Below are 26,098 nucleotides of genomic sequence, written 5' to 3'. Positions count from 1 at the left end.
GGACGAACTCGCCTGACCGGCCTCCACCCAGCGGCCCGCCGCCGATGGACGCGGGCCCGCGGGGAGGCGGGGAGACAGGGAGGCAGGCCGGTCAGACGCGACAGGCCGGCGGGAGCGGGTTCGCGGGAGGCGGGGACGCCGGCCGGCGAGCGGGGACGTCAGCCGGCGGGCTCGGCGATCAGTGCCGTGCCGGCGCGGCGGAAACCGAGCCTGCCGTAGATCCGGGCGACGTCCTCGTCCCCCGCCGACAGGAAGACGGTCTTCACTCCCCGGGAGCGGGCGTCGGCGATCAACGCCGCGGTGACCGCGAGCGCGAGACCGCGACGGCGGGCGGCGGGCAGGGTGCCGACCCCGACGATCTCGCTCACCTCCCCGACCTGGTTGTGCTGGCCCGCGCACAGCGCCGTACCGCCCTCGACGGCCGCGGCGATCACCGTCAGCCCCGCCCTGACCCGTGCGGCGCCGCTTTCCAGGGAGCCGTCGCCGGCGCGGGCGAGAACCGCCTCCGCCAGATCCGCGGTGTCCGCCGCGCCGACGCGGGTGCCGGGCTCGGCGAAGGCGAGGTGGGGAACCACCAGCGCGGAGGGCAGCGCCGGGTCGTCCGCCCCCAGGACCCGCACTGCCGGGGACCCGGGCACCGCCTCCGGCGCGACCGGCGCGGCGTCCGTTCCGAGCACCATCAGGGGGTGCTCGTGGACCGTGAGCCCCGCCTCCTCGACCGCGGCGCGAAGCGCGGGCGTGGTCTCGGCGACCCACTCGAAGCTCTCCGGGATCCCGAGCTCGCGCTGCCGGTCGCGGACCCTGGCCACGTCGTCGGCCCGCACCGGGCCGGACCACCCGGAGGCCGGGCGCGCGTAGAAGGGCCACCCCGCGCCCTCCCGTACGAACAGGGTGAGCGGCCCGTGGTCCTCGACCCTGGCCTCGCGTCGCGGAACCGCGTCGTAGTAGTGCTCGATCAGGTCCAGCAGGGCCCCCGAGCCTTCAGTGGCAATCATGACCCGCATCCAAACAGGGGCTCATGGACCGGCGCCACTTCATTACGCGATGATCGCCGCGATCACCGTGATCGCGGCGCGGGACAATGCGGAACAGCGTGGGCACGGGGCGGTGCGGGGAGCAGGGCGGGGACAGGGCGGGCAGGGCTTTCCAGCGGCGGCACCGACCCATTCGGCACGTCCGGCCTGTTCCACAGGTCCGGCGGGTTCGGTGGGGCCTTCGGATTCGCTCGCCAAGCCCGGAAATATCCCCTGAACATGCACTGAAAACGTCTAAATACCCATTATCGGTTCATGCAGTGGAAAGGTCCCTTTCCGCATCGACGACTCCGATCCAAGCACGTCCCACGAGCACCATGCCATCGGGAAACCGACCTTCGCTTACAAAAGAAGCATATTTGTCACCATATTATTGTCGATCTACACCTTTCGCAGGCTCCATCGAGAGCGATGATGTTGCGATGAGTGGCGAGAAGAAATGAACAACGGCGATGAGAACGGCGGCGACGTACGGCGGCGGCCGCTCCCGTTCATCCGCTCGCAGCCCCCTCAGGGACCGCTCCGTGACCTCGGGGACCTGCTGCACGAGCTGTACCTGGAAGCCGGAGCCCCCACTCTCGACGACATCGCCGAGGGAATCACCGGCGACCTCCCCGGCCCCGATGCCCCCGGAGGCGACACCGTCCGCCGGATGCTGGCCTCGGCGGAACTGCCTCCCAGCCAGGCCGACCTGACGGCCGTCATCACCGTGCTGGCCCGTCTGGCCCGGCGAGACCCCGTCGAGGCCGCCGGCCGGGGTCGCGAGCTGTGGAGGAGGGCCCGCCTGGCCTCGGCGGCCGGGCTGCCGATCCGCTCGCTCGCCGACCCGTTCTCGCTGGGGGTGCACCGGGCGATCGACGCGGGCGCGGAGGCCGCTGGGATGCCCGGCCTGCCCGCCTACGTGCCGCGCCCCCACGACGACCGCCTGGCCGCCGCCGTACGGCGGGCGGTGGCCGGGCACAGCGCGGTCGCGATGCTGGTCGGCGACTCGTCGACCGGCAAGACCCGGGCCTGCTGGGAGGCCGTGCGGCTGCTGCCCGGCGGGTGGCGGGTGTGGCATTCGGGCGATCGCGGCCGTCCCGAGACGACCGTCCTGGCTCTGGGCTCCATCGCGCCGCGGACCGTCGTGTGGCTCGACGAGGCGCAGTCCTACCTGCTCACCCCGGCCGACGGCCTGGGCGAGCGCGTCGCCGCCGGGCTGCGGGCCCTGGTGAGCGACCCGGAGCGCGGCCCGGTGCTGCTCCTGGGCACCCTCTGGCCCGAATACTGGGCCGCCCTCACCGCGACTCCCGCGAGCGGCGGCGCCGACCCCCGTACCCAGGCGCGGGCGCTGGTGACCGGCGCGGCCATCCACGTCCCCGATCATTTCGCCGGCTCCCCTCTGGAGGCGGTGCGCGACGCGGCGGGCGGCGATCCGCGTCTGGAGCGCGCGTACGCCGGGGCCCGCGAGGGCCGGATCGTCCAGTACCTGACCGGCGTGCCCGGCATGGTGGAGCGGTACCGCAACGCGCCCGCCCCGGCCAAGGCCGTGATCGAGGCCGCCATGGACGCCAGGCGCGTGGGGCACGGTCCCGCCCTTCCGCACGCCCTCCTGAAGACCGCCGCGTTCGACTACCTGACCGGCTACGAGTACGGCTCCCTGCCCCGGGACTGGTTCGAACGGGCCCTGGCCTACGCCTGCGGTGTTCACGGTCCCCTCACGCGCGTCCGCCCCCGCCGCGACGAGCCGTCCGCGTACCCCCGCTACCGGCTGGCGGACCACCTGGAGCAACTCGGCCGCGCCGAGCGCCGTACGCGTCCCGCTCCCGTGGCCCTGTGGGACGCGCTGGTCTTCCACGCCGGCCCCGAGGACCTGCCGCGCCTCGCCGCCCAGGCCCGGGCCCGAGGTCTCTACCACCACGCCCTCCTGTTGTACGGGGCCGCCGCCACGGCCGGTGACCCCGACGCCCCTCGGCAGGCGATCGCCCTGCTCGGGGAGACGGGACGTACCGAGGAGGCGCTCACCTGGCTGCGGATCCACGGCGGGCCGGACAACGCCCAGGCCATCGGCCGGCGCGCCGCCGTCCTTCTCCGGGCCGGACACCGCGAGAGGGCGATCGCCGCCTACCTGCGCGCCGCGGAGGCGGGAGACGCCGATGCTCCGAGGGAGGCGATCGCCCTGCTCGTGGACGGGGGAAGGGTCAAGGAGGCGCTCACCTGGCTGTGGGCCCACGACTGGTTCGGCGACGCCGGCCTTCCCGTCTGGACCGCGGCGCTCCTCGACAGGGCGGGACACCACGAGGAGGCCCTCACCGCCTACCTGCGCGCCGCGAGGACCGGGAACGTCGACGCCCCGGAGTGGCTGGCGTCCCTGCTGTACAGGACCGGCCGCAGGGAGGAGGCGATCGCCGCCTGCCGTCGCGCCGCGAGAACCGGTGACGGCCACGTCCTCAAGCAGGCCGTCGCCCTGCTGCGGGAGATGGGACGGACCGAGGAGGCGATCACCTGGCTGCGGATCCGCGCCGAGACGGGTGACACCGGTGCCCTGTGGGAGGCGGTCGAGCTGCTGCGGGAGTCGGAACGGGCAGAGGAGGCGATCACCTGGCTGGAACCCCGCGCGGAGAAGGGTGACCACCGCGCGATCTCGAAGACGGTCGAGCTGCTCCAGGAGACGGGCCGGACCGAGGAGGCGATCGCCTGGCTGAGCGCCCGTGCCGAGACCGGCGACACCTACGCCTACTGGCGATCGATCGGCCTCCTCCGGCGGACGGGACAGGTCGAGGAGGCGATCACCCGGTTGAGCGCCCGCGCCGAGACCGGCGACCGCCTCGCCCTCGAAGAGGCGGTCGAGCTGCTGCGGGAGTCGAACCGGTTCGGGGAGGCGATCACCTGGCTGTACGCCCGCGCGGAGACCGGCGACCGCCCCGCCCTCGACCTGCTGCCACACCTCCTGGAGAGGGCGGGGCGGACCACGGAGGCGATCGCCGCCCACCGGCGCGCCGCCGAGGCGGGAAACGCCGGTTCGCACTGGTCGATGGCCGCCCTGCTGCACCGGGAGGGTCACCTGGAGGAGGCCCTGGCCGCGTACCGGCGCGCCACCGAGGCCGGGTACACCGGCGACGGCCGGCGGATGGTCGAGCTGCTCCAGGAGACGGGCCGGACCGAGGAGGCCCTCGCCGCCTACCGGCACGCCGCCGACGCAGGGAACGCCGACGCCGGCTGGCGGATGGTCGAGCTGCTCCAGCGGGCGGACCGGACCGCGGAGGCGATCACCTGGCTGCGGGCCCGCGCCGAGACCGGCGACACCGATTCCCTGTGGAAGGCGGTCGAGCTGCTCCAGGAGACGGGGCGGGCCGAGGAGGCGGTCACCTGGCTGCGGGCCCGCGCCGAGACCGGCGACGTCGGCGCCCTCGGGCGGCTCACCGCCCTGCTGTACCAGCTGGGCCGTTCCGAGGAGGCGATCACCTGGCTCCGGGCCCGCGCCGAGACCGGCGACACCGACGCCCTGGACCACGCGGTCGACCTGATGTACGAGACAGGCCGGGCGGAGGAGGCCCTCACCTGGCTGAGCGCCCGCACCGAGGCGGGCGACATCGGCGCCCTGACCTGGACCGCCGTCCTGCTGCGCGAGACCGGCCACCCGGACAGGGCGGTCCTCGCCTACCTGCGCGCCGCCGAGCTGGGACTCCCCGGCGCCCTGCGGCAGGCAATTGGCCTGCTGAGACGGCTGGGCCGCGCCGGCGAGGCCGAACGGCTCCGGCGGTACGGGATCACCCCCGGCAGGACGTGACCCCCGCTGGAGCCCGCAGGAGCCCGCAGGAGCCCGCCATCATTGAGAACTGACTGAGAAGCGTGGCCTGGATACCACTTCTCAGTTGGCCTCAGTGGCCGTGGGTGGTTCGACGGGGCCGCGCTCGACCGGCTGCTCGACACGGACGGTCCCGACAGCACCCTGCGCCGCGACGACCTCTCGGTACGCACCGAACGCACCGTCTGGGCCGCACGCCGCACCTGACCCTCGACTCACACGGAGAAGCATCTGTTCAGTCGATGATCGCGGTAGCTTCGACCTCGACCAGGTGCTCGGGCACGGACAGGGCCGCGACGCCCAGCAGCGTGCCCGGGGCCATCGGGGTGACCCCCAGCTTCGCGGCCGCCCGAGCGAGCCCCTCCAGGAACAGCGGCATCTTGTCGGGGGTCCAGTCGACGACATAGACGGTCAGTTTCGCCACGTCGTCGAAGGAGGCACCGACCTCGGCCAGGGCCGTTCCGACGTTGAGGTAGCACCGCTCGACCTGAGCCGCGAGGTCACCTTCGCCGACCGTGACCCCGTCGGCATCCCAGGCGACCTGCCCGGCGACGAAGACCAGTTTCGACCCGGTCGCGATCGACACCTGCCGGTAGACGTCGATCTCCGGCAGTCCGGCGGGGTTCACCAGGGTGATGGCCATGTTGTCCGCTCCCTCGTCGGGAGAGCCATCGGGCTCCGCTTCCAGCGACCCAAGGCGCTCCCGGTCTCTTGTGGTTACTTGGAAACCATAAGAGAGTGTCCACTGACATGGAAGAACGCACTTTTCAGTGACTGGGGAACCTCATGGTGACCAAGCAGTTCAGCGGCTCGCCCCGGGAAGCGGACCTGACACGCGCGGACTCGTTGGCGCGGGAGATCTTCTCGGACATCGCCAACAAGTGGGCGCTCCTGATCATCGAGACCCTGGGGGAACGCACCCTGCGCTTCGGCGAGTTGCGGAACGAGATCGAGGGCATCAGCCACAAGATGCTCACCCAGAACCTGCGCATGCTGGAGCGCAACGGCCTGGTCGAGCGGAAGGTGCACCCCACCGTGCCGCCACGGGTCGAGTACACCCTCCTCGAGTCGGGCCAGGCGCTACGGAAGACGGTTGACGGCATGTGCGACTGGACCAGCCGCTACCTCGGCCACATCGAGGACTCCCGCCGCCGCTTCGACGCATAACCCGAGCAAGCGCCGGCTCACCCCCGTCACATACCGCGCCTCATCCTTACGCGATACGGCTTCGACGGCACGGCGCCCCCGGACCGGGGAAGGGATGGGGTCGCCATGCCCGCTCAGAAGTGGCCGACGGTGGCCGAGGTTGAGGTCAGTGCCCAGCGGTACAGCGCGCTCGTCTCAGCCTCCCGCATCTGCGCCTTCAGGCCCTCGACGGTCCGGTCACAGATGATCAGCGGCTCGGGGGTGGGCCAGGTGGCGATGGCGTGGAAGAGCCGGCTGCCGGTACCGTACAGGACCGCCCATCCCGGCCGGGTGATCTCCAGCATCGCGGCCTCGGCGCGGGCGTCGTGGTCCCAGGTGTAGCGCGGGACCGGGGTGATGCTCTGACCGTCGCGGTGACGCCCGCGCGCGGCGCTCAGGCAGCGGCGGATCACATGATCACCTGCTCGGCCTGCTCTGCCTGCTCCTGCGGGGCGTGCTCCTGTCGGGCCTGCTCCGGTGGGGCCTGTTCCTGTGGGGCAAGAGTCTCCTGCTCTCGTGCCGCCCGGTCCTGAACCTCCCGGTCCTGAGCCTCTCGTTCCTGAGCTTCCAAGGCGAGGGCCTCCTGCCGGTCGGCCTCGGCCCGCAGCGCCTCCAGGCTGTCGCCGTCGACGGTGCGTTCGGCTCCGGCGTCGCAGGCGGCCGGGGAGAAGGGCTCCTCCCGGCTGGCCCAGAGGCGGCCGGCGTCGCTGAGAATCAGCCGCCAGCCGGGGATCGTGGTCTCGGGCCTGGTCGGCTCCGGGTGGGCGGGCCTACCATCGTTCATTGATTGGACCTCCATCCGATCAAGGGCCCGTCCGGTCGTCGGTAGCGGTGGACGGGCCCGCTCTGTGAAGCAGGGAAGGATCTGGAGGGGTACGCCGCACCGCCCGGGAGGCCGGTACGGAGACGGGGTGAGCGAAACTCGGTTCGGTGCGCAGGTGGTTGCTCGTCTCGGACGGGGCACGAGATGGCGCCGGTGGCCGAGCCGGGACAGGTCGGTGGGGCCGGACCGGGGCATGTCTGTGAGAGCGGGTCTGGACGGGCGGGCCGATCTCAGGCGGCAGTGCCCCCGCCCGGATGACGACGCCGGTACGGCAGGCACGACCGGCGGGGCCTGCTCAGGACGGCGCTGGGCAGGCGAGGCCTGATCGGGACGGCGCTGGACGGGCACCGGCGGGATCGTCCCGGCCGGGGCCACGGGAGCGGGCGACTCGAAACAGGACAGCGAGCGGTCCCCGGTCCGGCGGACCCGCAACCGGACATCCAGCAGGGCGGCGGACGGCTGGGCGTACTCGTGGTCGGCGGGCCGGTCGGGACAGCCGTGCGCGTAGGGGGCGTGCCCGCAGGTGGCACAGCCCATCGGCATCGGCGGCGTATCGGCGAAACAGCCGCAACCACCGACCGCCTGCCTGTCGAGAACGGGAGCACTAGGGTTGCTCACGGGTCAGGACTGCCTTCCTGATCAAGGACCCGTCACGGTGTTCCAGCACCGGGCGGGTCCGCTTTATTGGTCTTGAAGCGGATTCCGAGCCTCCACAGCCCTTTTCCACATGTGCTCGTCCATGCTCGTACTCATATGAGCGTCCATGAGCATGACCGTCTATCGTCTCTCCATGATCGAGTTCGAGCGCGATCGGCCGATATGGATCCAGGTCGCGGAAACCCTCACAGCGAGGATCGAAAGCGGCCAGTACCCGCCGCGCCATCTGATCCCCTCCGAGGTGCAGATGGTGCAGGAGTTCGGCATCGCCCGGGGCACGGCCAGGAAGGTGGTCGCCTACCTCCGTGACCAGGGGGTGGTCTACACCGTCCCGCAGATCGGGTCGTTCGTCAGCCCGGCGAGGACACCCGCCGACGAGAAGGACTGACCCCACCACGACCACATCGAATAGGCAGAGCCGTTGCGGGGGTCGACCTCCAACTGTCATGGTGTCCTCACTCTGAGTCAGGGGGTGGTGGGTCCATAGTGAACCGTGACCCGGCCAACTTTCAAGCCTCAAAGTTTATTGCCTCAAAATATTTTCTCTCTGGAGACTTGATTGAGGGAGGTCCGGTGTGAAGAACAGTCCTACGGTGCGCCGACGGCAACTCAGCGCCGAACTCATCAAATTACGCAAAGCGGCTGGTCTCACCGCTGAAGAGGTCGTTCGGCACTTGGCGTGGTCGCCAGGGAAATTGACCTACATGGAGGGAAATAGGTGGGTAAGGCCTGATCTGGCGAACATTCGTGCCTTGCTCGACCTTTATGGCGTTACCGACAAGGCCATGCATGACGCCGTGCTCACCCTTGCCCGCCAAGCCCGCGAAAAAGGCTGGTGGTCGAAGTACAGCGACGTGTTCAGGGGTTCACTCGCGGGGTTCGAGGCGGCGGCCATCGACATCCGCGCCTACCAGGCCCTGTTCATCCCCGGACTGTTGCAGGTGCCGGACTACATGACCGCCATCTTCCGAGGAGGCCGGGTCATGGACGAAACCCTCATTGCCCGGCGCGTTGAGGCACGTCTTGCCCGGCAGGAGATCCTCCGACAGGACAATCCGCCCAACCTGTGGGTCATCCTCGACGAGGCGGCGTTGCGCAAGGTGGTCGGCAGCCCAGAGATCATGATGCGGCAGTTGGAGCATGTGATCGAGCTATCAGCACGGGATCACATCACCGTCCAGGTCCTCCCTGATGCCGCTGGCGCACACGCCGCCATGGAGGGCTCGTTCATGATTCTCGATTTCAAAGAAGGAGATGGCTCGATCGTCTACGTGGAGACGGCCACAAGCGACCTGTACTTGGAGACCACTGAAGAGTTGCGTAGTTATACGCTCATATTCGACCATGCGCGTGCGTCGGCACTCAGTGCGGAGGTTTCCGCCACGTACCTGGCCAAACTCATTGATCACCTTAAGTAGAGGCGAGCATCATGGAATCCATCCATCCCGACCTCACCTGGATCAAAAGTAGCTACAGCGGCCCCAACGGAGACGACTGCGTGGAGGTCGCAACCAACCTGCCCGGCCTCGTCGCTGTCCGCGACAGCAAGGACCCGTCCGGCCCGATGCTGACCTTCTCCCCCACAGCCTGGAACGACTTCCTGACGGGCATCCGCAGCGGAGAAATCTGACCAGACGCAAGGGCCGAACGGCCAAGGCCGCCCAGGAGCCGTGCGGCAAGCGCAAATCTTCGCCTGAAAATCTCTATGGTGACCTTTTGTGGTCAATCCGTCACCTCTCGGATATATCGCAATTCCGGCATGCCGAATATAGAGAATGATCGAACAACGATACGGCCTGCCTTGACGAGGCCATCACCAACCCGTACATCAGCACCGGACTGAACGCGCCCCAGCGCCCGCTGAGCTTCCCTCGACTGTCCTGCAGCCGCCAAGGCCACCCCGATTGGTCAAAGTTGCCAGAGACGGGGAGTTGCCAACTTTTGGCAACTCGCCGTCTCTGGCAACTCGGCATGCATTCCCAACGCTTGCCATGTCACCCTGGAGTCATGACGCGCACCCCTGACAGTGGATTCCCCAGTACTCCAGAGCAACTTCTGGAGCTGGGAATCGACCGGTTGCGCAAGATGCTGGGACAGCAATGGCAAGTGACACTGGAAGCCGACTCCCTCCGGGCGGAGGACCTCGGACATGACGCGTTGGTCACCATCACGAGCCCTGACCGGAGCCTCACCGGGCGTGTCCTGGTAGAAGCCAAGCTGAGTTGGACCCCGGTTCTCCTGGAGCGAGAGCTACTGCCCCGGGTTTCGTTGATGCGCCGCCTCAGTCAGGACGCCGCTGTACTGGTCATCGCTCCATGGATCAGTCCGCAGACGCGCACCCTGCTGTCTCGCTGGGAGTGCGGCTACATCGACCTGACCGGCAACGTCTCCTTCCGGATGAATCAACCAGCCATAGTGCTTGAAACCCAGGGCGCCGCACGGAATCCACGACCACGTACAGCCGGTGCTCAGCGTGGGTTGAGCGGCGCACGCGCCGGACGCCTGGTCCGCGTCCTGGCTGATGTCCACCCTCCCTACCGGGCGATCGAGCTCGCGGAGGCGACCGGTCTGAGCGGCGCCTATGTCTCGCGTCTGCTGGACGCATTAGAAGAGGAGGCGATTATCAGGCGCCGAAACAGAATTGTCGTCAAGGTTGATTGGGAGGCCCTCCTACGCCTGCGCGCCTCTGAAACGTCCCTGCTGAGACCAGGGCGCTTCCTCGGGTTCCTCGCCCCCAACGGCTTGGACTCCTTCATCGGCAGGCTGCTTGAACACCAGAAGCTTCGTACCTCGATGGCCCTCACCGGACCGCTCGCAGCTGCGGCGGTGGCCCCCCTGGCCATCGGCGGCCAGGCGATGCTCTATGCCACCGAGGAGGCCACCGCTCGTCTGGTGGAAGGTCAGGGTCTCCTCCCGGTGAACCAGGGGGCCGACGTCTTGCTGCTTCAACCTCCCGATACGAGCGTTTTCTCCGGAATTCGCCAGGTCAACGGTCTGCCCCACGTGGCGTTGAGCCAACTGGTGCTGGACTCCCTGTCGGGGTCTGGTCGACTGCCCACCGCCGGGGAGGCGGTGCTGAACTACATGCGCGACCACGAGAAAACGTGGCGCTTGGATGACCTTGACGGCGTAGAGTTCCCTCTGCCTTGACCTCAGCCATAGGGATGAGCTGGGGTTTTAAAGAGCTGGAGGAACCTCACATGGCGCGTATCCCCGAGGGGGTTGATCTTAATGAACTCACCGTCGTGGCCCGTCGGGTCCTCCTGGACGCCTTACAGGCACTCCACGAACACTCCAATGCCATCGTCCTGGTCGGCGCCCAGGCAGTGCATCTGCGAACAACCGGCGTCGTGCTGGCCAGTTCCCCCTATACCAGCGACGCTGATCTGAGCCTCAATCCCAAGCTCGTCCTGGACGAGCCTCTGCTCAACGAGGCCATGCGCGGTGCGGGATTCGAACTGCCCGCCTCCGGTAACCCAGGACAATGGTTCCGCGCGGAAATGATCAGCGGCCAGAGCCACCTCATTGAGGTGGACCTCCTCGTGCCGGAGGCATTTGCCCCTGGCAACAAGAAGCGCCGCAGGGTGTCCCTGCCCCCACACGACGAGAAAGCCACCCGGCGTATCCTCGGGCTTGAGGCCACGCTGTTTGATCACTCCCCGTTGCAGGTGCCAAGCCTCGAACCGGGAGGGACCCACGAGAACTCGCGATCGAGGTAGCCGGTCCGGCCTCGCTGCTCATCGCCAAAGCCTTCAAGCTTCGCGACAGGCTCAACGAGCGCACTGCACCACCTCACCGCCTGGCCGACAAGGACGCCGGTGACGTCATGCGACTGATGATGGCCACTGGCGACAACCTGCGCCCGACGTTCAAACGACTGTCCCAGGAGGAGCAGATCTGCGACGTCGTAGCCGAAGGCTGCGAACTCCTGTGGGACCAGTTCGGCTCTTCACGTGCCGCCGGCGTGCAGATGGCCGTGCGCGCGCTGGCCGGCGACCTGGAGGAAGGACGCATCCGACTGCTGGCTCCCGCATTCGTCGAAGCCAATGTGCCAGAGCTGTAGCGAAGGACCCCTGCCTGCTGACGTCGCCCCTGACTCCAATCAGCCGCCGCCCCGCCTTCCAGTCAGCCGTCGCCCTCGCCAAAGGGGCTCTACCGGCCGCCGCGACCGTTGCCGCGACCGCCGGGACCGTCGTTCCGGCCGGGCCTGTCGAAACCACCGGGGTCGTCGGGGCCGTTGAGCTCGATGGAGTCCCCGTCGTCGTCCGACGGGGGCGGCGCGGGCTGGCAGCTCTGGCCGCAACCGCCGAACCGCTCCGTGTTGATGGGCGTGAACGACGTCGGCTCGACGTTCTTCAGCGCCGCCAGCATCGTGTCCTTCCAGATCGGACCCGGGATGCTGGCGCCGAAGACCGAGCCGTAGTAGCGGCCGCCGATCGTGACGCCGTTCAGCTTGTAGTCCTGCGAGCCGCGCGGGTCGCCGATGCTGACCGCGCCGGCCAGGTCCGGGGTGAACCCGGCGAACCACGCGGTGGCGGAGCTGTCGGTGGTGCCGGTCTTGCCCGCCGCGTCGCGGCCGATGCCGCCGACGGCCCGCATCGTGCCCTTGGTGAACACACCGGACAGCACGTCGGCCGCCGCGTCGGCGACCTCGGGGTCGAGCGCCTGGCGGCACTTGGGCTTGTAGTCGGTGACCTTGCCGTTCCTGTCGGTGATCCGGGTGATCGCCATCGGCGCGCAGTACTTGCCGCGCGCGCCGATCGCGGCGTACGCGTTGGCCACGGTCACCGGGTCCATCTCGTTGGTGCCGAGCGTGAATGTCGAGAACTCCAGGAGCTTGAGCCCGTCGGAGCGGTGGATGCCCAGTGACCTGGCGGTCTTGATGGTCTCGCAGAGCCCGACGCGCTTCTCCAGCGCCATGAAGAACGTGTTCACCGAGCCCCAGGTGCCGGTCTGCAGGGTCTTCCAGCCGGGGTTGCCCTCGTCGTTGGTGACGGTGTGGCTCAGGTCACCGATGTTCTCGCCCTTGCAGTTCTTGAAATCCGAGAGGCTCGAAGCGCGGAAGCCAGCCCCGGCCGACAACCCGTCATTCACCTTCATGCCCTGCTTCAGCGCGGTGAGCAGCGTGAACGTCTTGAAGGTCGAGCCGGCCTGAAGGCCGACGCCGCCGCCGTGCGCGGCGTCCGCGACGAGGTTGTAGGAGATCTCGTTCCTGGCCTTGCTCCGGCCGTACGGGCGGCTGGCCGCCATGGCCTTGATCGCTCCGGTACCCGGCTGGACCAGGGCCTCGGCCGCCACCGGCTTGTCGGAGGGGTGGACCCACTTCCTGATCGCCCTGTCCGCCGCCGCCTGCATGGTCGGGTTGATCGTGGTCCTGATCGTCAGGCCGCCTCGGTTGAGGAAGTCCTCGCGGGCCTTGGCCGTCTTGCCGAAGTCGGGGTTGCGCAGGATCTCGTTGCGGACGTAGATGCAGAAGTACGGGTAGTCGCTGGACTCGCAGCCGCCGGGAAACTTCGTCCCCTTGTAGCCGAGCTTGGTGGCCTTCGCCTCGGCCGCCTCAGCGGGGGTGATCTTGCCGAGTTCGGCCATCCGGTCCAGCACGACGTTGCGCCGGTGCAGCAACCGCTCGCGCTGCTTCCTGCCCAGGTTGGGGTCGGTGGCGTTGGGGTCCTGCACGGCGCCCGCCAGCGTCGCCGCCTGCGGCAGGGTGAGCTCGTCCGCCCCGACACCGAAGAACCGCTTGGCCGCCGCCTCCACCCCGTAGGCGCTCGCGCCGAAGTAGGCGATGTTCAGGTACTTGCCCAGGATCTCGTCCTTGGTGTACTTCTCCTCCACCGCCATCGCGTGACGCAGCTCGTTGAGCTTGCGCGCGTAGCTGGCCTCCAGCGCCTTGCTCTTCTCCTCGTCGGTGTCGGCGGAGTTGAGCAGGACCTGCTTGACGTACTGCTGGGTGATGCTCGATCCGCCCTGGCTCACCCCGCCCGCGTGCAGGTTCTTGGCGAACGCGCGGATCGTGCCCTCAAGGTCGATCGCGCCGTGCTGGTAGAACCGGTAGTCCTCGATCGAGATGATCGCCGTCTTCATGACCTCGGCGATCTGGTCGAGGTTGACGACCTCGCGGTACTCCTCGTAGAACCGCGCGATCTCCTTGCCCCCGGCGTCCTGCACGATCGAGACCTCCGCGGGCGGAGGTTCGACGAGGTCCTCGGGTTTGAGATTCAGCTCGTTGGTCGCCGACACGAAGCCGAGACCCGCGCCTCCCACGGCCGGCAACGCGATTCCCGCGACCAGCAGGCCCGCGGCCGCTCCGATGGCGGCGAGCCGCCCGATCTTGGACGCGACCCCCGACTGTCCTTCACCCCGTTCAGCCATAAGCCATAGATTATGGGGTTTTCAAGGTGCTCCTCGCACGCGATGCGCGATGCGTGGTCATCTTCCGGGGCGGCGCGGCGGCCCGGCGGCTCCGGCGATGGCCGAGGGATCTGCAGCTCCCTCGACTCATCCGGCGAGGATCAGCTCAGCCGGGCGTGCGCGTACGCGGCCATGGCGTCGCTCATGTATCCGGCCAGGCCCTCGGCGATCCGTTCGTAGTTCGCCCTGAACTGCTCGTCGTCGACCTGCATCCGGCCCAGGTGCGCGTACTCCGCCGCGGTCGGCGTCCAGAACCGGGTCATGTGCCGGTAGTGGACGTCGAGCTCGGCGAGAACCGCGGGGTCGTCGGCGGGCGTGCCGGCGGCCATGAGCTCGGCCATCCGGATCATTCCCGCCGTGGCCTCCCGCCCCATGCGGTCGATCTCCTGCGGAGTCACGGCGTCCAGGAGTTCCTGCTGCCCGGACCGCTCCCAGTGCTCCGGCCACCGCTCGCGGGCCTGCGCGCCGTACCGCGCCCCGTCGAACCCCTCGAACAGATTCTCCGGCCTACTGATTTTGGACATCTCACCCTTCCCTTCGCTCTCCTGAAGTTCGGTGATGGTGCGAGCCACTACGCGGGCCACCGCGTCCAGCCGGTCACGCTCCCCCAGCAGCCGCCGATGGTGCTCGCGCAGTGCCGCCACCGGGTCGGTGTGCCGGTCGACGATCTCCTTGATCTCGGCGAGACCGAGGCCGAGCTCCCGCAGTACCAGGATCTGCTGCAGTCGCAGCAGCTGATCCTCCTCGTAGTGGCGGTAGCCGTTCGCGCCGACCCAGGCGGGTGCCAGCAGCCCGATCTCGTCGTAGTGGCGCAAAGTCCTTGACGTCACTCCCGACATTCGCGCCACCTGTGCGATCGACCACGCCATGGCCTGCCACCCGTTCCCACCGTCACCGAGCCGGATCTTCCGGCTCGTCCATGACGGTAGATGTTGACGCGACGGCAAAGTCAAGCCGTGAGCGGCAGGTCAGGGAACGTGCGAACGTCATACCCGGGCCGGTGGGCTCGTGCCCTGGCCGGGTTGGCGGGGAGGGCTCACTCGCCGGGCGGGAAGTCCGCGGAGCGGCTCACCTCCGCCCACCGCGCGGCCTCGGCGGCGCGGGCGCGGGACGACTTCTCGGCCAGGTCCACCGCGTCCGATCCGAGCAGCAGACGCAGCGGCGGCTCGTCGAGGTCCACGGTGTCGAGAATGACGCGCGCCGCTCGCACCGGGTCCCCCGGTGCCATCCGGTCGAAGCCCGCGCGCCGCCGGTTCATCGCGCCGACGGTCTCCTCGTAGTCCGGTCCCACGGCCGGGATGCGCATGGACGATCCCGCCCAGTCGGTGCGGAACCCCCCGGGCTCGATGATGGTGACCTTGACGCCCAGCGGCTTCACCTCGTTGTTGAGCACCTCCGAGAAGCCCTCGACCGCGAACTTCGCGGACTGGTAGGCGGCCAGGCCGGGGGACCCGCCCACGCGCCCGCCGATGGAGGAGAACTGCAGGATGTGCCCGGAACGCTGGGCGCGCAGCACCGGCAGGGCGGCCTTCGTGACATTGACGACGCCGAAGAAGTTGGCCTCGACCTGCGCGCGGAAGTCCTCGTCCGGGGTCTCCTCGATCGGGGAGGAGTTGGCGTAGCCGGCGTTGTTCACCACCACGTCGAGCCCGCCGAACTCGTCGACGGCCAGCCGTACGGCGGCGCGTGCGGCCCCGGCGTCGGTGACGTCGAGGGCGAACGTACGCACGTGGTCGCCGTACTTCCGTACGAGTTCGTCGAGCTGTTCCGGCCGGCGGGCGGTGGCGACCACCCGGTTTCCGCGCTCGAGCGCGGCCACCGCGAGCTCGCGTCCGAAGCCGCGTGAACTTCCGGTGATGAGCCAGGTCCTGATCACTGTGCCTCCTTCAGGCAGCGTGCCGTCTATCCGCCACATCAATGTGACATTAACAGGAGTTAATGCCTCATGCTTGTGTATGTCAAGCGGACAGGTGTCACACCTCAGTACACTGGAAGGATCATGAGAGCTGATGCCGCCCGCAACCTCGCCGCGGTCCTGCGTACGGGTGCCCGCCTGCTGGCCGAGGACCCGTCGACCAGCATCGGCACGATCGCCGCCGAGGCCGGAGTCGACCGGCGGACCGTCTACCGGCGCTTTCCCACCAAGGAGGCCCTGCTCGCGGCCATCTTCCAGGCGAAACTCGACTCCTCCGAGCGGGTGCTGGACCAGGCCCGGCTCGTCGAGGCCCAGGTGGCGGTGGCGCTGCACCGGTACGTGGAGGGCATAGTCCCGGTCAGCCGGGAGTGGCCGGTGGACGTGCGCCGGATGATGCGCGCGAATCCGGCCGCGAGTGCCCGCAGGGAGGAACAGAGCGCGCGGCTCGACAGGTTCGTCCAGCGGGCGGCCGGCGAGGGCCTGCTACGCACCGACGTGCCCGCCGACTGGGCCCGCGCCATGCTGGATCACCTCGTCGACACCGCCGCTCACCGGTTCCCCCTGCTCGAACCCCCTCAGGCCGCCGATCTCGTCGTCGACACGCTGCTCAACGGCGTCGGACGGCGATAGCCGCGGATCTTTCAGGTTCCGGCGGAACAGGGAGGAACAGCCCGGTGCTCGCACTGCACGGACACTCCGCCGCGAACTCCGGTCGAACCGTGAACCGCGGTGACAACCTGGACCGGACCCCCTGCCCCGGCCTCGCACGGATGGGGTTCGACGCCTCCCCCGGCCTGGATGATGTCCGGCCTACGCGGAGACGGATGTGAGCTCCGTCAAGCCGTAGCCGAGCTGGCTGTACAGCTCCAACTGGTCGTAGTATTCCCGGTGCGTTTTTATCTTGTCGTTCTCGACGAAAGCAGAGCATGTGGAGCGGACGGTGATGTGACGGCCGGTTCCTTCTATCTCGCGCCCATCCGGCAGGAGAAAAGGTCCGGAATGCGTCCCGGTGATCGTCCATTCCGTGACAGCCGGGTTGTCGTGGTCGCCGATCTCGTACCACGGCGTCAGGTGCAGGTCCGGGAAGCCGACGAACAACTGCTCGTAGAGCCAGGCGATCTGCTCATGGCCCTCCACCACGCCCGTTGGCGCGACATGGACGGCGTCCGGAGCGTAGCAGTCGAGCACTCCCTGTAGGTCGTGGGCGTTGATCGCCTCGCACAGTCGGTGCTTGAGGTCCCAGAAAACAGACATGGGCCGCGCCTCACTGGCGTTGGGGCCGCCCAACGCCCCTGGATGGATCGAGATGAAGATGCCTCAGCGCCTATTTGGCGAACTGAGCCTCATCGAACTCAACCGTCGACTTTTTACGCTATCCACCGAGGCGTCAGCCGCCGATCAAACCGTCGTCATACGTATGTCAAGGAACACGCCCCGGCCCAGGCCGACGGCAACAAGGGCGCAGGTGCTTGCCCCGGGGTGGACGGCGCCCATCAGCGCCATCGGCAAGCAGCCGCTTCCCGGTCAGGGGTTCTGGTGCGGCAATGGTCAGGCACCGCGCCGAAGAGTAGCCTGAGGACACGATGTCCTTCGCCGGTGGGCCACCTGAGCCTGTGGCGTCCTGCTTGCGCTGATGTTGTGCCGTCTTGACCTCGCGGCTTGTCTTTTTGGTGAGCCTTTGGAGGATGCGGCATGGACGGTATTGACGGCATCTCCTACGCACCGGTCCACAACAGTAGGACATACGGGATATTACGCATCACATCGACGATTCATCCGCTGGGAATACGGCTGGACGGAGAGCTGGACCGTAACGGCGTGCCCGCCGTGACGGCGGCGCTGGCTTCGACGGCCCATCGGGCGGCCCGCGGCGATGGCTCCTTTCACGTCGATCTGAGCGGGCTGGGTTTCATCGATGTGAGCGGCCTGCGCGTGCTGGTCAGCGCCGGTCTTGTCGCGGGTGGCGGCAGCACGGGTGTGATCCGGGTGGTGGCGGTCTCGGCGGCGGTACGCCGCATATTGGCGCTCACCGGCTGGGACGCGGTGCCCGGATGGGGCCAAGCGCCCGGAGGGGATCAGACACCCCCCGCGAGCCTGAACGAGGTGCGGCTCGATATCGGCGAAGGCAGCCCGCTCCGGGTCGCCAGGAACACCGGCGCCGTAGACGGCGGAGGTTGATGGACAAGCAACGCTCGGCGGCGGTGTGGGCGGCGATCAACGACCACGCTCGCGCTGAGGGCGGACAGGTCTCCATCGATGCTGTGTGCCTGATCGGTGCGCGGACGCTGCGCGCCCAAGGAGTGGGCGTGGCCCTCAGAGGCCGGCTCATGGGCTACGAACCGGTGTGCGCGAGCGGTCCGAACGCCTACCGGCTGATGGATCTGCACGTCACGCTGGGCGAGGGCCCGGGACGTGACGCGCTCGGCCAGGACCGGCCCGTGTTGGTCGGCGACCTGTCCGAGGACGATACGCGGCGGCGCTGGCCGATGTTCGCCCCGGCCGCCGTACGAGCAGGTGCTCGGGCGATCTTCGCGTTCCCGCTGCTGCTGGGGGCGATCTCGGTCGGCGTGCTGGAGATCAGCCGTGCCGAGGAGGGGTGGCTGACTCCGCACCAGGCGGCCGATGCGCTGGTGTTCGCCGATGCGGCGCTGCTGGTGCAGGTGCAGCAGCTGGCATCCCCTGACGGGGCCGTCGGAGAGGTGAAGGAACTGCGGTGGGGGAGCGCCGAGCGCTGGGCGCAGGTGCACCAGGCCACCGGCATGGTCGCGGTCCAGGCCGGCACCGACCTGAGTGCCGCGTTCGTCCGGTTGCGCGCCCGCGCCTTCGCCGATGAGCGCAGCCTGCTGGAGGTGGCCCGCGACGTGGTGGCGCGGCGGCTGCGATTCGAACCGGACTGATGCGAACGACACTCGGTGTGAGGCGACCACAGATGATGAACCGCCGGATACGATCATGAATCACGGGACGAAGGTGAAGACAGTGCTCGACCGACGGACAGCGCAGACATTCGTGGAACTGGCCGACACACTGGTGGTCGGCTTCGATGTCATCGATTTCCTGCAGACGCTGGCCGAGCGCTGCGTGGACCTCCTCGACGTCGACGCCGCCGGCATCCTGCTGGCCGACCCACGCGGATCCTTGACCCTGGTGGCGGCCTCCACCGAACAGGCCCGCCTGCTGGAGCTGTTCCAGCTGCAGGACGAGGAGGGCCCCTGCCTGGACTGCTACCACAGCGGGCAGAGGGTTACCTGCTCGGACCTGGCCGCCTACCCACAGCAGTGGCCGCGTTTCGCGACAGCGGCCCACCAGATGGGCTTCGCCGCGGTCCAGGCCTTCCCGCTGCGGCTGCGCGACCAGGTGCTGGGAGCGATGAACCTGTTCAGCGCCACCACCGGCCTTCCCTCCCCCCAGGCCACCTCGGTGGCTCAGGCGCTGGCGGACGTGGCCACCATCGGCATCACCCATGAGCGGACCCTGCGCCAGCATCAACTCGTCACCGAGCAACTGCAACACGCCCTCAACAGCCGCATCGTCATCGAACAGGCCAAAGGCATGCTCGCCGAGCGCGGCCAGATTCCCATCGTCGAGGCGTTCGCCCTGATGCGTGCCTACGCCCGCAACCACAACCGGCAACTGTCGGCCGTGGCCCGCCAGGTGATCGACCAGGACGCGGTCGTGGCCGAGCTGCTCAACTCCGCCCCGTCGTAGTCGGCGACGTTCATGTGACAGGTTGTTCCTCGTCAGCGGCCTGTCCTGCCGGGCGTTCGCGGGCTTGGCCAGCCCGGCAAGTGCGGTCTCGCTTCCCGGGCCGGCCGCTCATGCGATGGGGTGGTCGCTCATGCGATGGGGGTGTAGGAGGTGGTCGGCTGGTGGTCCGGGCCGGTCACGATGGTGAAGGAGGCCTCCAGGCGGGTCAGGCGCAGAAGCCGCTGGACGAGAGGCGGAAGCGCGGCAAGCCGGAGGGGGACCATGGCGGTGTTCGCGTGGGCTCTGATCGCGATGAGAGCGGTCAGACCGCGGGCGTCCATGAAGGTGACGGCGCCGAGGTCGAGGACGAGTGGGCCCGTGGCGCCGTTGATGAGCGGGGCGAGGTAGGCGTGCAGGCGGGGCGCGGTGGCCAGGTCCACCTCCCCGCCGACTTCGACCACGGTGTGGTCGTCGGGGTAGTCGTGCACGGGGCGGACGGCCAGATGAAACAAACCCATGGTGTCTCCCTGATGCATCACCTTAAGGACGCGAGGTCAAGACGGCCCAGGGAGATGGCGATGTACGAAACATGCCAAATACGATAAAAGCGACTCTGTGTAGATTTTCAAATACACTCCGTAGTGTACGGCGTGGCGCCCTGCGAAACCAGCCCTCCCCGCGGCCGTTACGCCATCGCCGGCCGGTCTTGTCATTGATACCGACGATCCGGCATGCCTCTTCGTTGCTCAGGCCCTTGCATGGGCTGGGAGTATGCTTCCCGCTCACGCGGCATCAAGTACGCCTTGAGGATGGACGGCAGCACTTCACCCACCTTCAGACCTCAATGTGATCATGAGAGCTGTTAGCGAGGGTGTTGGCAAAAGGCCCCCACCGGAACCCGGACACTGTTGGGTGCACGTTTTCGCGTGGGGGCGAACCTCAACTTCTGACGGCCTCTGCGATCTGCAGAGCGGCCTGGGCGGGCGTGAGGTGCGCGGTGTCGACAACCTCGGCCTCACCGTGTAGCCACGTGCGGGCCGCCTCGGCGTAAGGCTCAAGGTATTTGAGACGGAAGGGGGACGGACCAAGAAGAGTGTCCCCCTCGATGCGCCTGCGGAGGGTGTCTTGGTCAGCGTGGAGGACGAAGTGCCGTACCGGAATGGCATGGTGGGCGAGGCCCGTGCTGATCTCGCGCCAGTACTGCTCGACCAGGACGGTCATGGGCATCACCAGAGTGCCGCCGGTGTAGTCGAGTACGCGGCGGGCGGTCTCGACGACGAGTGGCCGCCAAGGCGGCCAGTGCTGGAAGTTGTCCGTCGCGGGCAGCCCTGGCGTGATGTCCATGAGTGTCTCGCCGACCTTCTCTGCGTCGAACACCCGTGAATCCGGGATCAGTCGCTGCACGAGTGCACTGGTCGTCGTCTTGCCTGCGCCGTGGGTGCCGTTGAGCCATACGATCACGGAACCCGATGCTAGTGCTGTGCGAGCCGTGGGAACGAACTCCGAGAAACAGGTCCTGGTGCCATGGCGGATGGCATGGGCCACCTCCGGTGAACGTTCCCGGCCACAGCCAGATCGCTACGCCGGAGCAAGGGAGCCCTTGCCCGTGATCACCGAGGCCTGTACGAAGCCCTACCTGTCGCGAACAGTTGGCACAGCTCCGTGCAGTCCAGAACGAGCACGGCTTGATCGGCGAGACTCCTGACAAGAACATGGCCAGATCGGTCCAGAACAGCTGACTCCGTTGCTGTGTCTCACTGCTGTACGGACACGAAAAAGGCCCTCCGGAATGATCCCGGAGGGCCCCTGACCTGGAGCCGCCTTGGGGAATCGAACCCCAGACCCCTTCATTACGAGTTAGAACACGATCGTCCAGGACCATCCACAGCCGTCTTCCGGACCTGCTCGGGCAGCTTTCATGAGGTCCCTCAGTCCACGGTCGTCCAGGTCCGTCCATACCTGTTGTTAGCATCCGCGTTAGCAAGATCGACGTTTATGTCTCCCCCGCTTCCGAACCGGTTACCGAACCGCGTGCAAGATCTCCATCGCCTGCAGCACGTCCGTAACGACGTGGTCCGCCTCATGCTCCTGGTCCGGCCAGGTCCCTCGGTCTCTTGAACTTCGCAGGCTCTTCTTTGGATCTAGGCGTGGGCTGATGATAGTTACGAGGCGAGCAAGTCGAAGTGGAAGCCGACCACGAGCAACAGCACCGCCACCCATCGAATGATGCGCTCTGGCAAGGGGTTCTCCAGGACGCTGGCCACAAGCTTGGCGATGCGATCAAGTCGGAACACCAGAGTCAAGGCGGAGGCCCAGCACACCATGATGACCAGCCAGGTTCGCAAGTCCATTGAACCGCCGCCGGTGAGCACGGCAACGATGAACGCCACTGCCCCCAACGCTGCGATGATTTGGCCCGCGGGGAAGAGGTATGGCTGCTCGCCAAAAGGGTCCGCGTGCCTGATTCTGACGCCGAACTCTCGGATGCGCTCAGGCCCGATCACGTCGAGCACCACTGTCATCCCGCCAACGAAGGCGCCGATCTTCCCGAATCGCCCCCACCAAATCATTGGCATACCAGCCAGGTCGTTGCCCAGCGCGGACTTGCCATCCAGCCACATGCTCCACGCCTCGAAATACGAGATGTCCGACATGATCGGAGCGTAGAAGACAGCTGGATCGCCTGCCCAGCAGTTCGAGGAGAATGGCCTCGGCCCGGTCAGTCATTCAGGTTCGACTCCTTCACGGTGACAGTAAGCCGCGACGCTCACATCACATACATGCGCGCGACGTGATTCCCTAGGTCGGCACGATCTGAACACCAAGATCGTTCGGCAAAGTTGACGAGGTGTGCGTCGCTAATGAGAGCGGGGCGGTACTGCATCCGTTTGAGCCAGTTCTTGACCGTGCGGGCGAGCTGATCGACGGTGTGAACGGCGAGGTTGGTTAGGGACTTCTTCATATGGACTTCGAGACCGTTTACTGGGCGTCCCGAAGCTTTGGTACTGCCACCCTCGCGGCCCGCTTGCTGAGGCCGGGATCGAACGTCGCAAAAAAGCCGTCGCTCACCAGCAGTGTGACGGTGTTCTTGACCCTGATGAGCACAACGTCCATCGCGTGGACCGGACTGATCTTCGCCTCGGGGACCGTCTCGCTGTACCTGATCCCATACACCCAGTCCCCGAGTTTGCCGATGGAGAGCTTGGTGATTCTCTCCCTAACACCATCGGCCCTCGTGTTGCCCCTGACGCAGTCACGAACCATGACCTTGCCCACCGTCTGCCAACGAGCCACCTGGGCGGGGGTGCCACTTATGGCGAACTGCTTGACGCCCGACGGCTTGCCCTCCTCGTCGATGAAGACCGCCGCCTTACTTCCGAGGAGGGGTTTCAGCGCCTTGATAACCTTCACGCACTTTTTTGTGCGGGCCGTTTTAGAGTCCAGCGCCTCGCGGTTGCGCTTCGAGTTGGGGGTGTAATCATCGCCCAGGTCCTCAGGAGTGATGAGGGCGGCGCGCAGCTGGGCCGAAGTCAGGGGCTTAACGGGGGCTGCGACCATGGCGGGAGCGGTGGAAGCCAGCAGAAGAGCGGCGGCGAGGCCACCTAAGATCGCGGGGGGCATGGAACGACATTCTAGAGTTTCTCGACCCAAACGATCAATGAGCGCCATGAGGCGGCGCAGGTTAACGATATTTCCCATACGCACGATCGGGACGCGACACGACAGAGGCCCTCCCGGACGAACCGGAAGGGCCTCTGGCTTGGGAGCCGCCTTGGGGAATCGAACCCCAGACCCCTTCATTACGAGTGAAGTGCTCTGGCCGACTGAGCTAAGGCGGCGTGCCGTGTTTCACCACGGCCTACGGCAGTCTACAGGCTCCCGGGGCCTTCCCGCGCCCTGGAATCAGCTGATCTTGGGGCACCGGGTTCCGTCCTTGGGAACGGTCAGATCGATCAGGTAGTCGTCCACCAGGCGGTCCACACATTCCGAGCCCGTCAGGTAGGCGGTGTGCCCGTCACCGTCGAAACCGACGAGGACACCGGAGGAGAGCTGGGAGGCGAGAGCCTCGGACCACTGGTAGGGCGTGGCCGGGTCGCGTTCGGTGCCGACGACCATGATGGGCGGGGCTCCGGGAGCGTCGATCTTGGCCCGCGGGCCTCCCTTGGCCGGCCAGTACGCGCAGGGCAGCGAGCTCCACATGACGTACGCGCCGAAGAGCGGGGCGTCCTTGGCCGACTCCCGGGCCGCCGTGGCGTAGGCGGCGGAGTCGCGGGGGTAGGGGGCGTCGACGCAGTTGACGGCCAGGTTGGACTCGGTCTGGTTGGTGTACTCGCCGTTCGCCTCGCGGTCGATCAGCAGGTCGGCCAGGCGGAGCAGGGTGGTGCCGTCGCCCTTCAGCGCCCGGCCGAGTGCCTGGCGGAGAACCGGCCAGGCCTGCCGGTCGTAGAGCGGGGTGATCAGGCCGAGGGTGGTCCAGGCCTCGGTCACCGTACGGCCGTCGCCCGTCCCATTCGTCAGGGGAGCCGTGTCCGCGCGGCGGAGCAGGGCGGCGATCTCCGCGCGGGCGGAGCCGACGGAGCCGCGGAAGGGGCAGTCGGTGGCGGTGAGGCAGTCGCCGAGGAACGCGTCGAGGGCGACCTCGAAACCGCGTGCCTGCGCGGTGTTCATCTCCAGCGGGCTGAGCGAGGGGTCCACGGCGCCGTCCAGGACGAGGGCGCGTACGCGGGTGGGGAAGAGGTCCGCGTAGGCGGCGCCCAGCTGGGTGCCATACGACTTGCCGAGGTAGGTGAGGCGGGAGTCCCCGACCGCGGCGCGCAGCAGGTCCATGTCCCGGGCGGCGTCGATCGTGCCGACGTGCGGCAGGAGCCTGCCCGAGCGGGCCTGGCAGCCGGAGGCGAACCGCCGCGAGCCCTCCTCCAGCATGGTGACCTCCCCCGGCGAGTCGGGCGAGCTGTCGAGGCCGACGTAGGTGTCCAGCTCGCTCGTCGACAGGCAGCGGACGGGCGCGGACCCGCCGACCCCGCGCGGGTCGAAGCCCACGATGTCGAAGCGGTCTCGTACGGCCTTGCTCACCGCCGTGCGGGCACCTCGCGCGTACTTCACCCCGGAGGCGCCGGGTCCGCCGGGGTTGAGAAGGATCGAGCCGATCCGGTCGCCCGAGGCGGGCAGCCGGATCACGCTGAGCTCGATCTTCTCACCGTCCGGCTTGGCATGATCGAGGGGAACCGGGAGCTTCGCGCACTCGAAACCGTCCCCGCACTCCTCCCAGCCGAGCGACGCTCTCCCCGCCTCGCCACCGCCCGTACCACTGCCGGAACCGGCGTTGGCGTCGGTTCCGGTGCACGCGCTCGCCAGCAGGGTCACCACCGCCGCCAGTACGGCGACCACCTGGGATCTCACGCCTTGTCCGCTCCGTAGTCCGTGGGTCGGGATCGCACGCGGGTCCGGCGAGGGGAGCCGACGCGCGCGGAGAGGCTGACCGCTCGCATCCTACGCCCGCGCCGGGCCCCGCGACCGCGCATCGCCCAGGCGGACACGCGGGCCGCGAGCGGCCACGTGGCACGGACCCCGGGGGGCCGTGCCACGTCGTTCACCAGACCGAAGACCCGCGGGCGTCCAAGGGATCATGACCCGGGCGGGCCTCGGAAAGCCCCGGTCACCCCTCCGGTCCGCCGTCGGCGACCTTCACCGCGTCCCCGTACGCCGCGTCGTGCTGCTTGCGCGGCGAGCACACCGACGCCGACGGGCACGCGCAGCGGCGTCCGCCGTCCTCCAGGCGGACCACGACGGAGTCGGAGGGTACGTTGCGGCCCACGACGGTTCCCGCCCCCTCGGGGGTGTCGACCTTCAGCCCGACGCGGGGCATCCTGCTGTGCGCGTCGAGATAGAGCGGGTGCTCGTACTTCAGGCAGCACATCAGCCGCCCGCACGCTCCCGCGATGCGCAGCGGGTTGACCGGCAGGTCCTGGTCCTTGGCCATCCGGACGGAGACCGGTTCGAAGTCCTTGAGGAAGGTGGCGCAGCACAGGTCACGGCCGCAGGGGCCGATGCCGCCCTGCAGGCGTGCCTCGTCGCGGGGGCCGATCTGACGCAGTTCCACCCGGGCGCGCAGGTTGCGGGCCAGGTCGCGGACGAGAGCGCGGAAGTCGACCCGCTGGGGGGCCGAGAAATAGACCGTGTAGACGTTCTCGGCGTCCGTGTAGTCGACGCCGACGACCTTCATGGGCAGCGTGTGCCGCTTGATCAGGCGCTTGGAGACGCTGCGGGCCTCGGCGCGCCGCCGCTTGTTGCCCTCGTCGCGGGTCAGGTGCTCCTCGTTCGCGATGCCCGCGCACACCGGCAGCCCGCCGATCTCCTCGCTCGTCCACTGGGGCGCCCAGACGCACTCGGCGACCTCGGGCCCGGCGTCGGTGGGAACCAGCACCTTGTCTCCGACCTTGGGACTGTGCTCACCGGGATCGAGGTAGTACAGCCTGCCGTAGCGGGTGAAACTCACCGCCATGATCATGCCCATATGGCTCCAAACCTGGGGGTACGGCTCGTGCTCACCCTACGCGTCATACCCAGGGACGCGGAGAGCCGCCCAAAGCCCCCGCCGC

Annotated in this window: 26 protein-coding genes and 1 tRNA gene; 12 read left to right on the top strand and 15 right to left on the bottom strand. The window is 68.1% G+C overall.

Annotated features, from left to right (window positions below):
• Positions 1-158 precede the first annotated feature (158 nt).
• Positions 159-995 (bottom strand): GNAT family N-acetyltransferase, encoded by an 837-nt coding sequence (locus ACTOQ2_RS28890; protein WP_440103781.1) that lies wholly within the window; start codon positions 993-995, stop codon positions 159-161.
• Between the two features lie 478 nt (positions 996-1,473).
• On the opposite strand from ACTOQ2_RS28890, the gene ACTOQ2_RS28885 reads away from it, so the two are divergent.
• Positions 1,474-4,803: a hypothetical protein gene (locus ACTOQ2_RS28885; protein WP_440103779.1), complete on the top strand. Its 3,330-nt coding sequence runs from the start codon at positions 1,474-1,476 to the stop codon at positions 4,801-4,803.
• A 253-nt stretch (positions 4,804-5,056) separates the two neighbouring features.
• On the opposite strand, the gene ACTOQ2_RS28880 is transcribed toward ACTOQ2_RS28885, so the two are convergent.
• Positions 5,057-5,464 carry a RidA family protein gene (locus tag ACTOQ2_RS28880; RefSeq protein ID WP_440103777.1) on the bottom strand — a complete coding sequence of 136 codons (408 nt, stop codon included), beginning with the start codon at positions 5,462-5,464 and terminating at the stop codon, positions 5,057-5,059.
• A 143-nt stretch (positions 5,465-5,607) separates the two neighbouring features.
• On the opposite strand from ACTOQ2_RS28880, the gene ACTOQ2_RS28875 reads away from it, so the two are divergent.
• Positions 5,608-5,988 (top strand): winged helix-turn-helix transcriptional regulator, encoded by a 381-nt coding sequence (locus tag ACTOQ2_RS28875; protein ID WP_440071377.1) that lies wholly within the window; start codon positions 5,608-5,610, stop codon positions 5,986-5,988.
• 113 nt (positions 5,989-6,101) lie between these two features.
• Here the strand turns inward: ACTOQ2_RS28875 and ACTOQ2_RS28870 are convergent, their stop codons facing one another.
• Complete coding sequence (locus ACTOQ2_RS28870) at positions 6,102-6,419, bottom strand: hypothetical protein (protein ID WP_440071378.1); 318 nt, start codon at positions 6,417-6,419, stop codon at positions 6,102-6,104.
• Positions 6,416-6,790, bottom strand: a complete 375-nt coding sequence (locus ACTOQ2_RS28865; protein WP_440071379.1) for a hypothetical protein — start codon at positions 6,788-6,790, stop codon at positions 6,416-6,418. The genes ACTOQ2_RS28870 and ACTOQ2_RS28865 overlap by 4 nt, the downstream gene beginning before the upstream one ends.
• Positions 6,791-7,619: 829 nt before the next feature.
• Here ACTOQ2_RS28865 and ACTOQ2_RS28860 point away from each other — a divergent pair.
• From ACTOQ2_RS28860 to ACTOQ2_RS28835, 6 genes are all read left to right on the top strand, one after another.
• A complete protein-coding gene (locus ACTOQ2_RS28860; protein WP_440071380.1) occupies positions 7,620-7,874 on the top strand; it encodes a GntR family transcriptional regulator in 255 nt (84 codons plus the stop codon).
• A 187-nt stretch (positions 7,875-8,061) separates the two neighbouring features.
• A complete protein-coding gene (locus ACTOQ2_RS28855) occupies positions 8,062-8,904 on the top strand; it encodes a helix-turn-helix domain-containing protein (RefSeq protein WP_440103775.1) in 843 nt (280 codons plus the stop codon).
• Positions 8,905-8,915: 11 nt separating this feature from the next.
• Positions 8,916-9,116, top strand: coding sequence for a DUF397 domain-containing protein (locus ACTOQ2_RS28850; protein WP_440071382.1), 201 nt, complete (start codon positions 8,916-8,918; stop codon positions 9,114-9,116).
• 377 nt (positions 9,117-9,493) lie between these two features.
• The gene (locus tag ACTOQ2_RS28845) at positions 9,494-10,636 is read left to right on the top strand and encodes a helix-turn-helix domain-containing protein (RefSeq protein WP_440071383.1); all 1,143 of its coding nucleotides are present in this window, start codon (positions 9,494-9,496) and stop codon (positions 10,634-10,636) included.
• A gap of 50 nt (positions 10,637-10,686) precedes the next feature.
• Positions 10,687-11,205, top strand: coding sequence for a hypothetical protein (locus ACTOQ2_RS28840; protein ID WP_440103774.1), 519 nt, complete (start codon positions 10,687-10,689; stop codon positions 11,203-11,205).
• A 107-nt stretch (positions 11,206-11,312) separates the two neighbouring features.
• Entirely contained in the window at positions 11,313-11,549 is a 237-nt protein-coding gene (locus tag ACTOQ2_RS28835; protein ID WP_440103772.1) for a hypothetical protein, read from the top strand.
• Positions 11,550-11,638: 89 nt separating this feature from the next.
• Here the strand turns inward: ACTOQ2_RS28835 and ACTOQ2_RS28830 are convergent, their stop codons facing one another.
• The 3 genes from ACTOQ2_RS28830 to ACTOQ2_RS28820 form a co-directional block, all read right to left on the bottom strand.
• Complete coding sequence (locus ACTOQ2_RS28830) at positions 11,639-13,858, bottom strand: transglycosylase domain-containing protein (RefSeq protein ID WP_440071385.1); 2,220 nt, start codon at positions 13,856-13,858, stop codon at positions 11,639-11,641.
• Between the two features lie 140 nt (positions 13,859-13,998).
• Positions 13,999-14,766, bottom strand: coding sequence for a MerR family transcriptional regulator (locus tag ACTOQ2_RS28825; protein WP_440071386.1), 768 nt, complete (start codon positions 14,764-14,766; stop codon positions 13,999-14,001).
• 167 nt (positions 14,767-14,933) lie between these two features.
• Positions 14,934-15,773 carry an oxidoreductase gene (locus ACTOQ2_RS28820; protein WP_440103770.1) on the bottom strand — a complete coding sequence of 280 codons (840 nt, stop codon included), beginning with the start codon at positions 15,771-15,773 and terminating at the stop codon, positions 14,934-14,936.
• Between the two features lie 123 nt (positions 15,774-15,896).
• Between ACTOQ2_RS28820 and ACTOQ2_RS28815 the strand changes: the two genes are divergently transcribed.
• Positions 15,897-16,442 (top strand): TetR/AcrR family transcriptional regulator, encoded by a 546-nt coding sequence (locus ACTOQ2_RS28815; RefSeq protein WP_440103768.1) that lies wholly within the window; start codon positions 15,897-15,899, stop codon positions 16,440-16,442.
• A gap of 180 nt (positions 16,443-16,622) precedes the next feature.
• Here ACTOQ2_RS28815 and ACTOQ2_RS28810 read toward each other — a convergent pair whose 3' ends face one another.
• Positions 16,623-17,066: an ester cyclase gene (locus tag ACTOQ2_RS28810; protein ID WP_440103766.1), complete on the bottom strand. Its 444-nt coding sequence runs from the start codon at positions 17,064-17,066 to the stop codon at positions 16,623-16,625.
• A gap of 438 nt (positions 17,067-17,504) precedes the next feature.
• Between ACTOQ2_RS28810 and ACTOQ2_RS28805 the strand changes: the two genes are divergently transcribed.
• From ACTOQ2_RS28805 to ACTOQ2_RS28795, 3 genes are all read left to right on the top strand, one after another.
• A complete protein-coding gene (locus ACTOQ2_RS28805; protein ID WP_440071390.1) occupies positions 17,505-17,990 on the top strand; it encodes an STAS domain-containing protein in 486 nt (161 codons plus the stop codon).
• The gene (locus ACTOQ2_RS28800) at positions 17,990-18,709 is read left to right on the top strand and encodes a GAF and ANTAR domain-containing protein (protein ID WP_440103764.1); all 720 of its coding nucleotides are present in this window, start codon (positions 17,990-17,992) and stop codon (positions 18,707-18,709) included. Before ACTOQ2_RS28805 ends, ACTOQ2_RS28800 begins: the two co-directional genes overlap by 1 nt.
• A gap of 133 nt (positions 18,710-18,842) precedes the next feature.
• The gene (locus ACTOQ2_RS28795; RefSeq protein WP_440103762.1) at positions 18,843-19,520 is read left to right on the top strand and encodes a GAF and ANTAR domain-containing protein; all 678 of its coding nucleotides are present in this window, start codon (positions 18,843-18,845) and stop codon (positions 19,518-19,520) included.
• Between the two features lie 128 nt (positions 19,521-19,648).
• On the opposite strand, the gene ACTOQ2_RS28790 is transcribed toward ACTOQ2_RS28795, so the two are convergent.
• The 7 genes from ACTOQ2_RS28790 to ACTOQ2_RS28760 all read right to left on the bottom strand — a co-directional run bounded on the left by ACTOQ2_RS28790 (position 19,649) and on the right by ACTOQ2_RS28760 (position 26,001).
• Positions 19,649-20,017, bottom strand: a complete 369-nt coding sequence (locus ACTOQ2_RS28790; protein ID WP_440103760.1) for an STAS domain-containing protein — start codon at positions 20,015-20,017, stop codon at positions 19,649-19,651.
• 421 nt (positions 20,018-20,438) lie between these two features.
• On the bottom strand, positions 20,439-20,960 hold the full coding sequence (locus tag ACTOQ2_RS28785) for an ATP-binding protein (RefSeq protein WP_440103758.1): 522 nt from the start codon (positions 20,958-20,960) through the stop codon (positions 20,439-20,441).
• 701 nt (positions 20,961-21,661) lie between these two features.
• The gene (locus tag ACTOQ2_RS28780; RefSeq protein WP_440103757.1) at positions 21,662-22,153 is read right to left on the bottom strand and encodes a hypothetical protein; all 492 of its coding nucleotides are present in this window, start codon (positions 22,151-22,153) and stop codon (positions 21,662-21,664) included.
• A gap of 325 nt (positions 22,154-22,478) precedes the next feature.
• Complete coding sequence (locus ACTOQ2_RS28775) at positions 22,479-23,120, bottom strand: hypothetical protein (RefSeq protein ID WP_440103755.1); 642 nt, start codon at positions 23,118-23,120, stop codon at positions 22,479-22,481.
• A gap of 144 nt (positions 23,121-23,264) precedes the next feature.
• Positions 23,265-23,338: transfer RNA gene (locus tag ACTOQ2_RS28770), tRNA-Thr, on the bottom strand.
• Between the two features lie 64 nt (positions 23,339-23,402).
• On the bottom strand, positions 23,403-24,899 hold the full coding sequence (locus ACTOQ2_RS28765) for an alpha/beta hydrolase (protein WP_440103753.1): 1,497 nt from the start codon (positions 24,897-24,899) through the stop codon (positions 23,403-23,405).
• Positions 24,900-25,155: 256 nt separating this feature from the next.
• On the bottom strand, positions 25,156-26,001 hold the full coding sequence (locus ACTOQ2_RS28760; RefSeq protein WP_440103965.1) for a PSP1 domain-containing protein: 846 nt from the start codon (positions 25,999-26,001) through the stop codon (positions 25,156-25,158).
• Positions 26,002-26,098 lie beyond the last annotated feature (97 nt).

The sequence above is a fragment of the Streptosporangium sp. H16 genome, assembly GCF_051918855.1.
Classification (GTDB): domain Bacteria; phylum Actinomycetota; class Actinomycetes; order Streptosporangiales; family Streptosporangiaceae; genus Streptosporangium.
The sequence above is the reverse complement of the archived record's forward strand: the minus strand, read 5'-3'. Positions and strand labels throughout refer to the sequence as shown.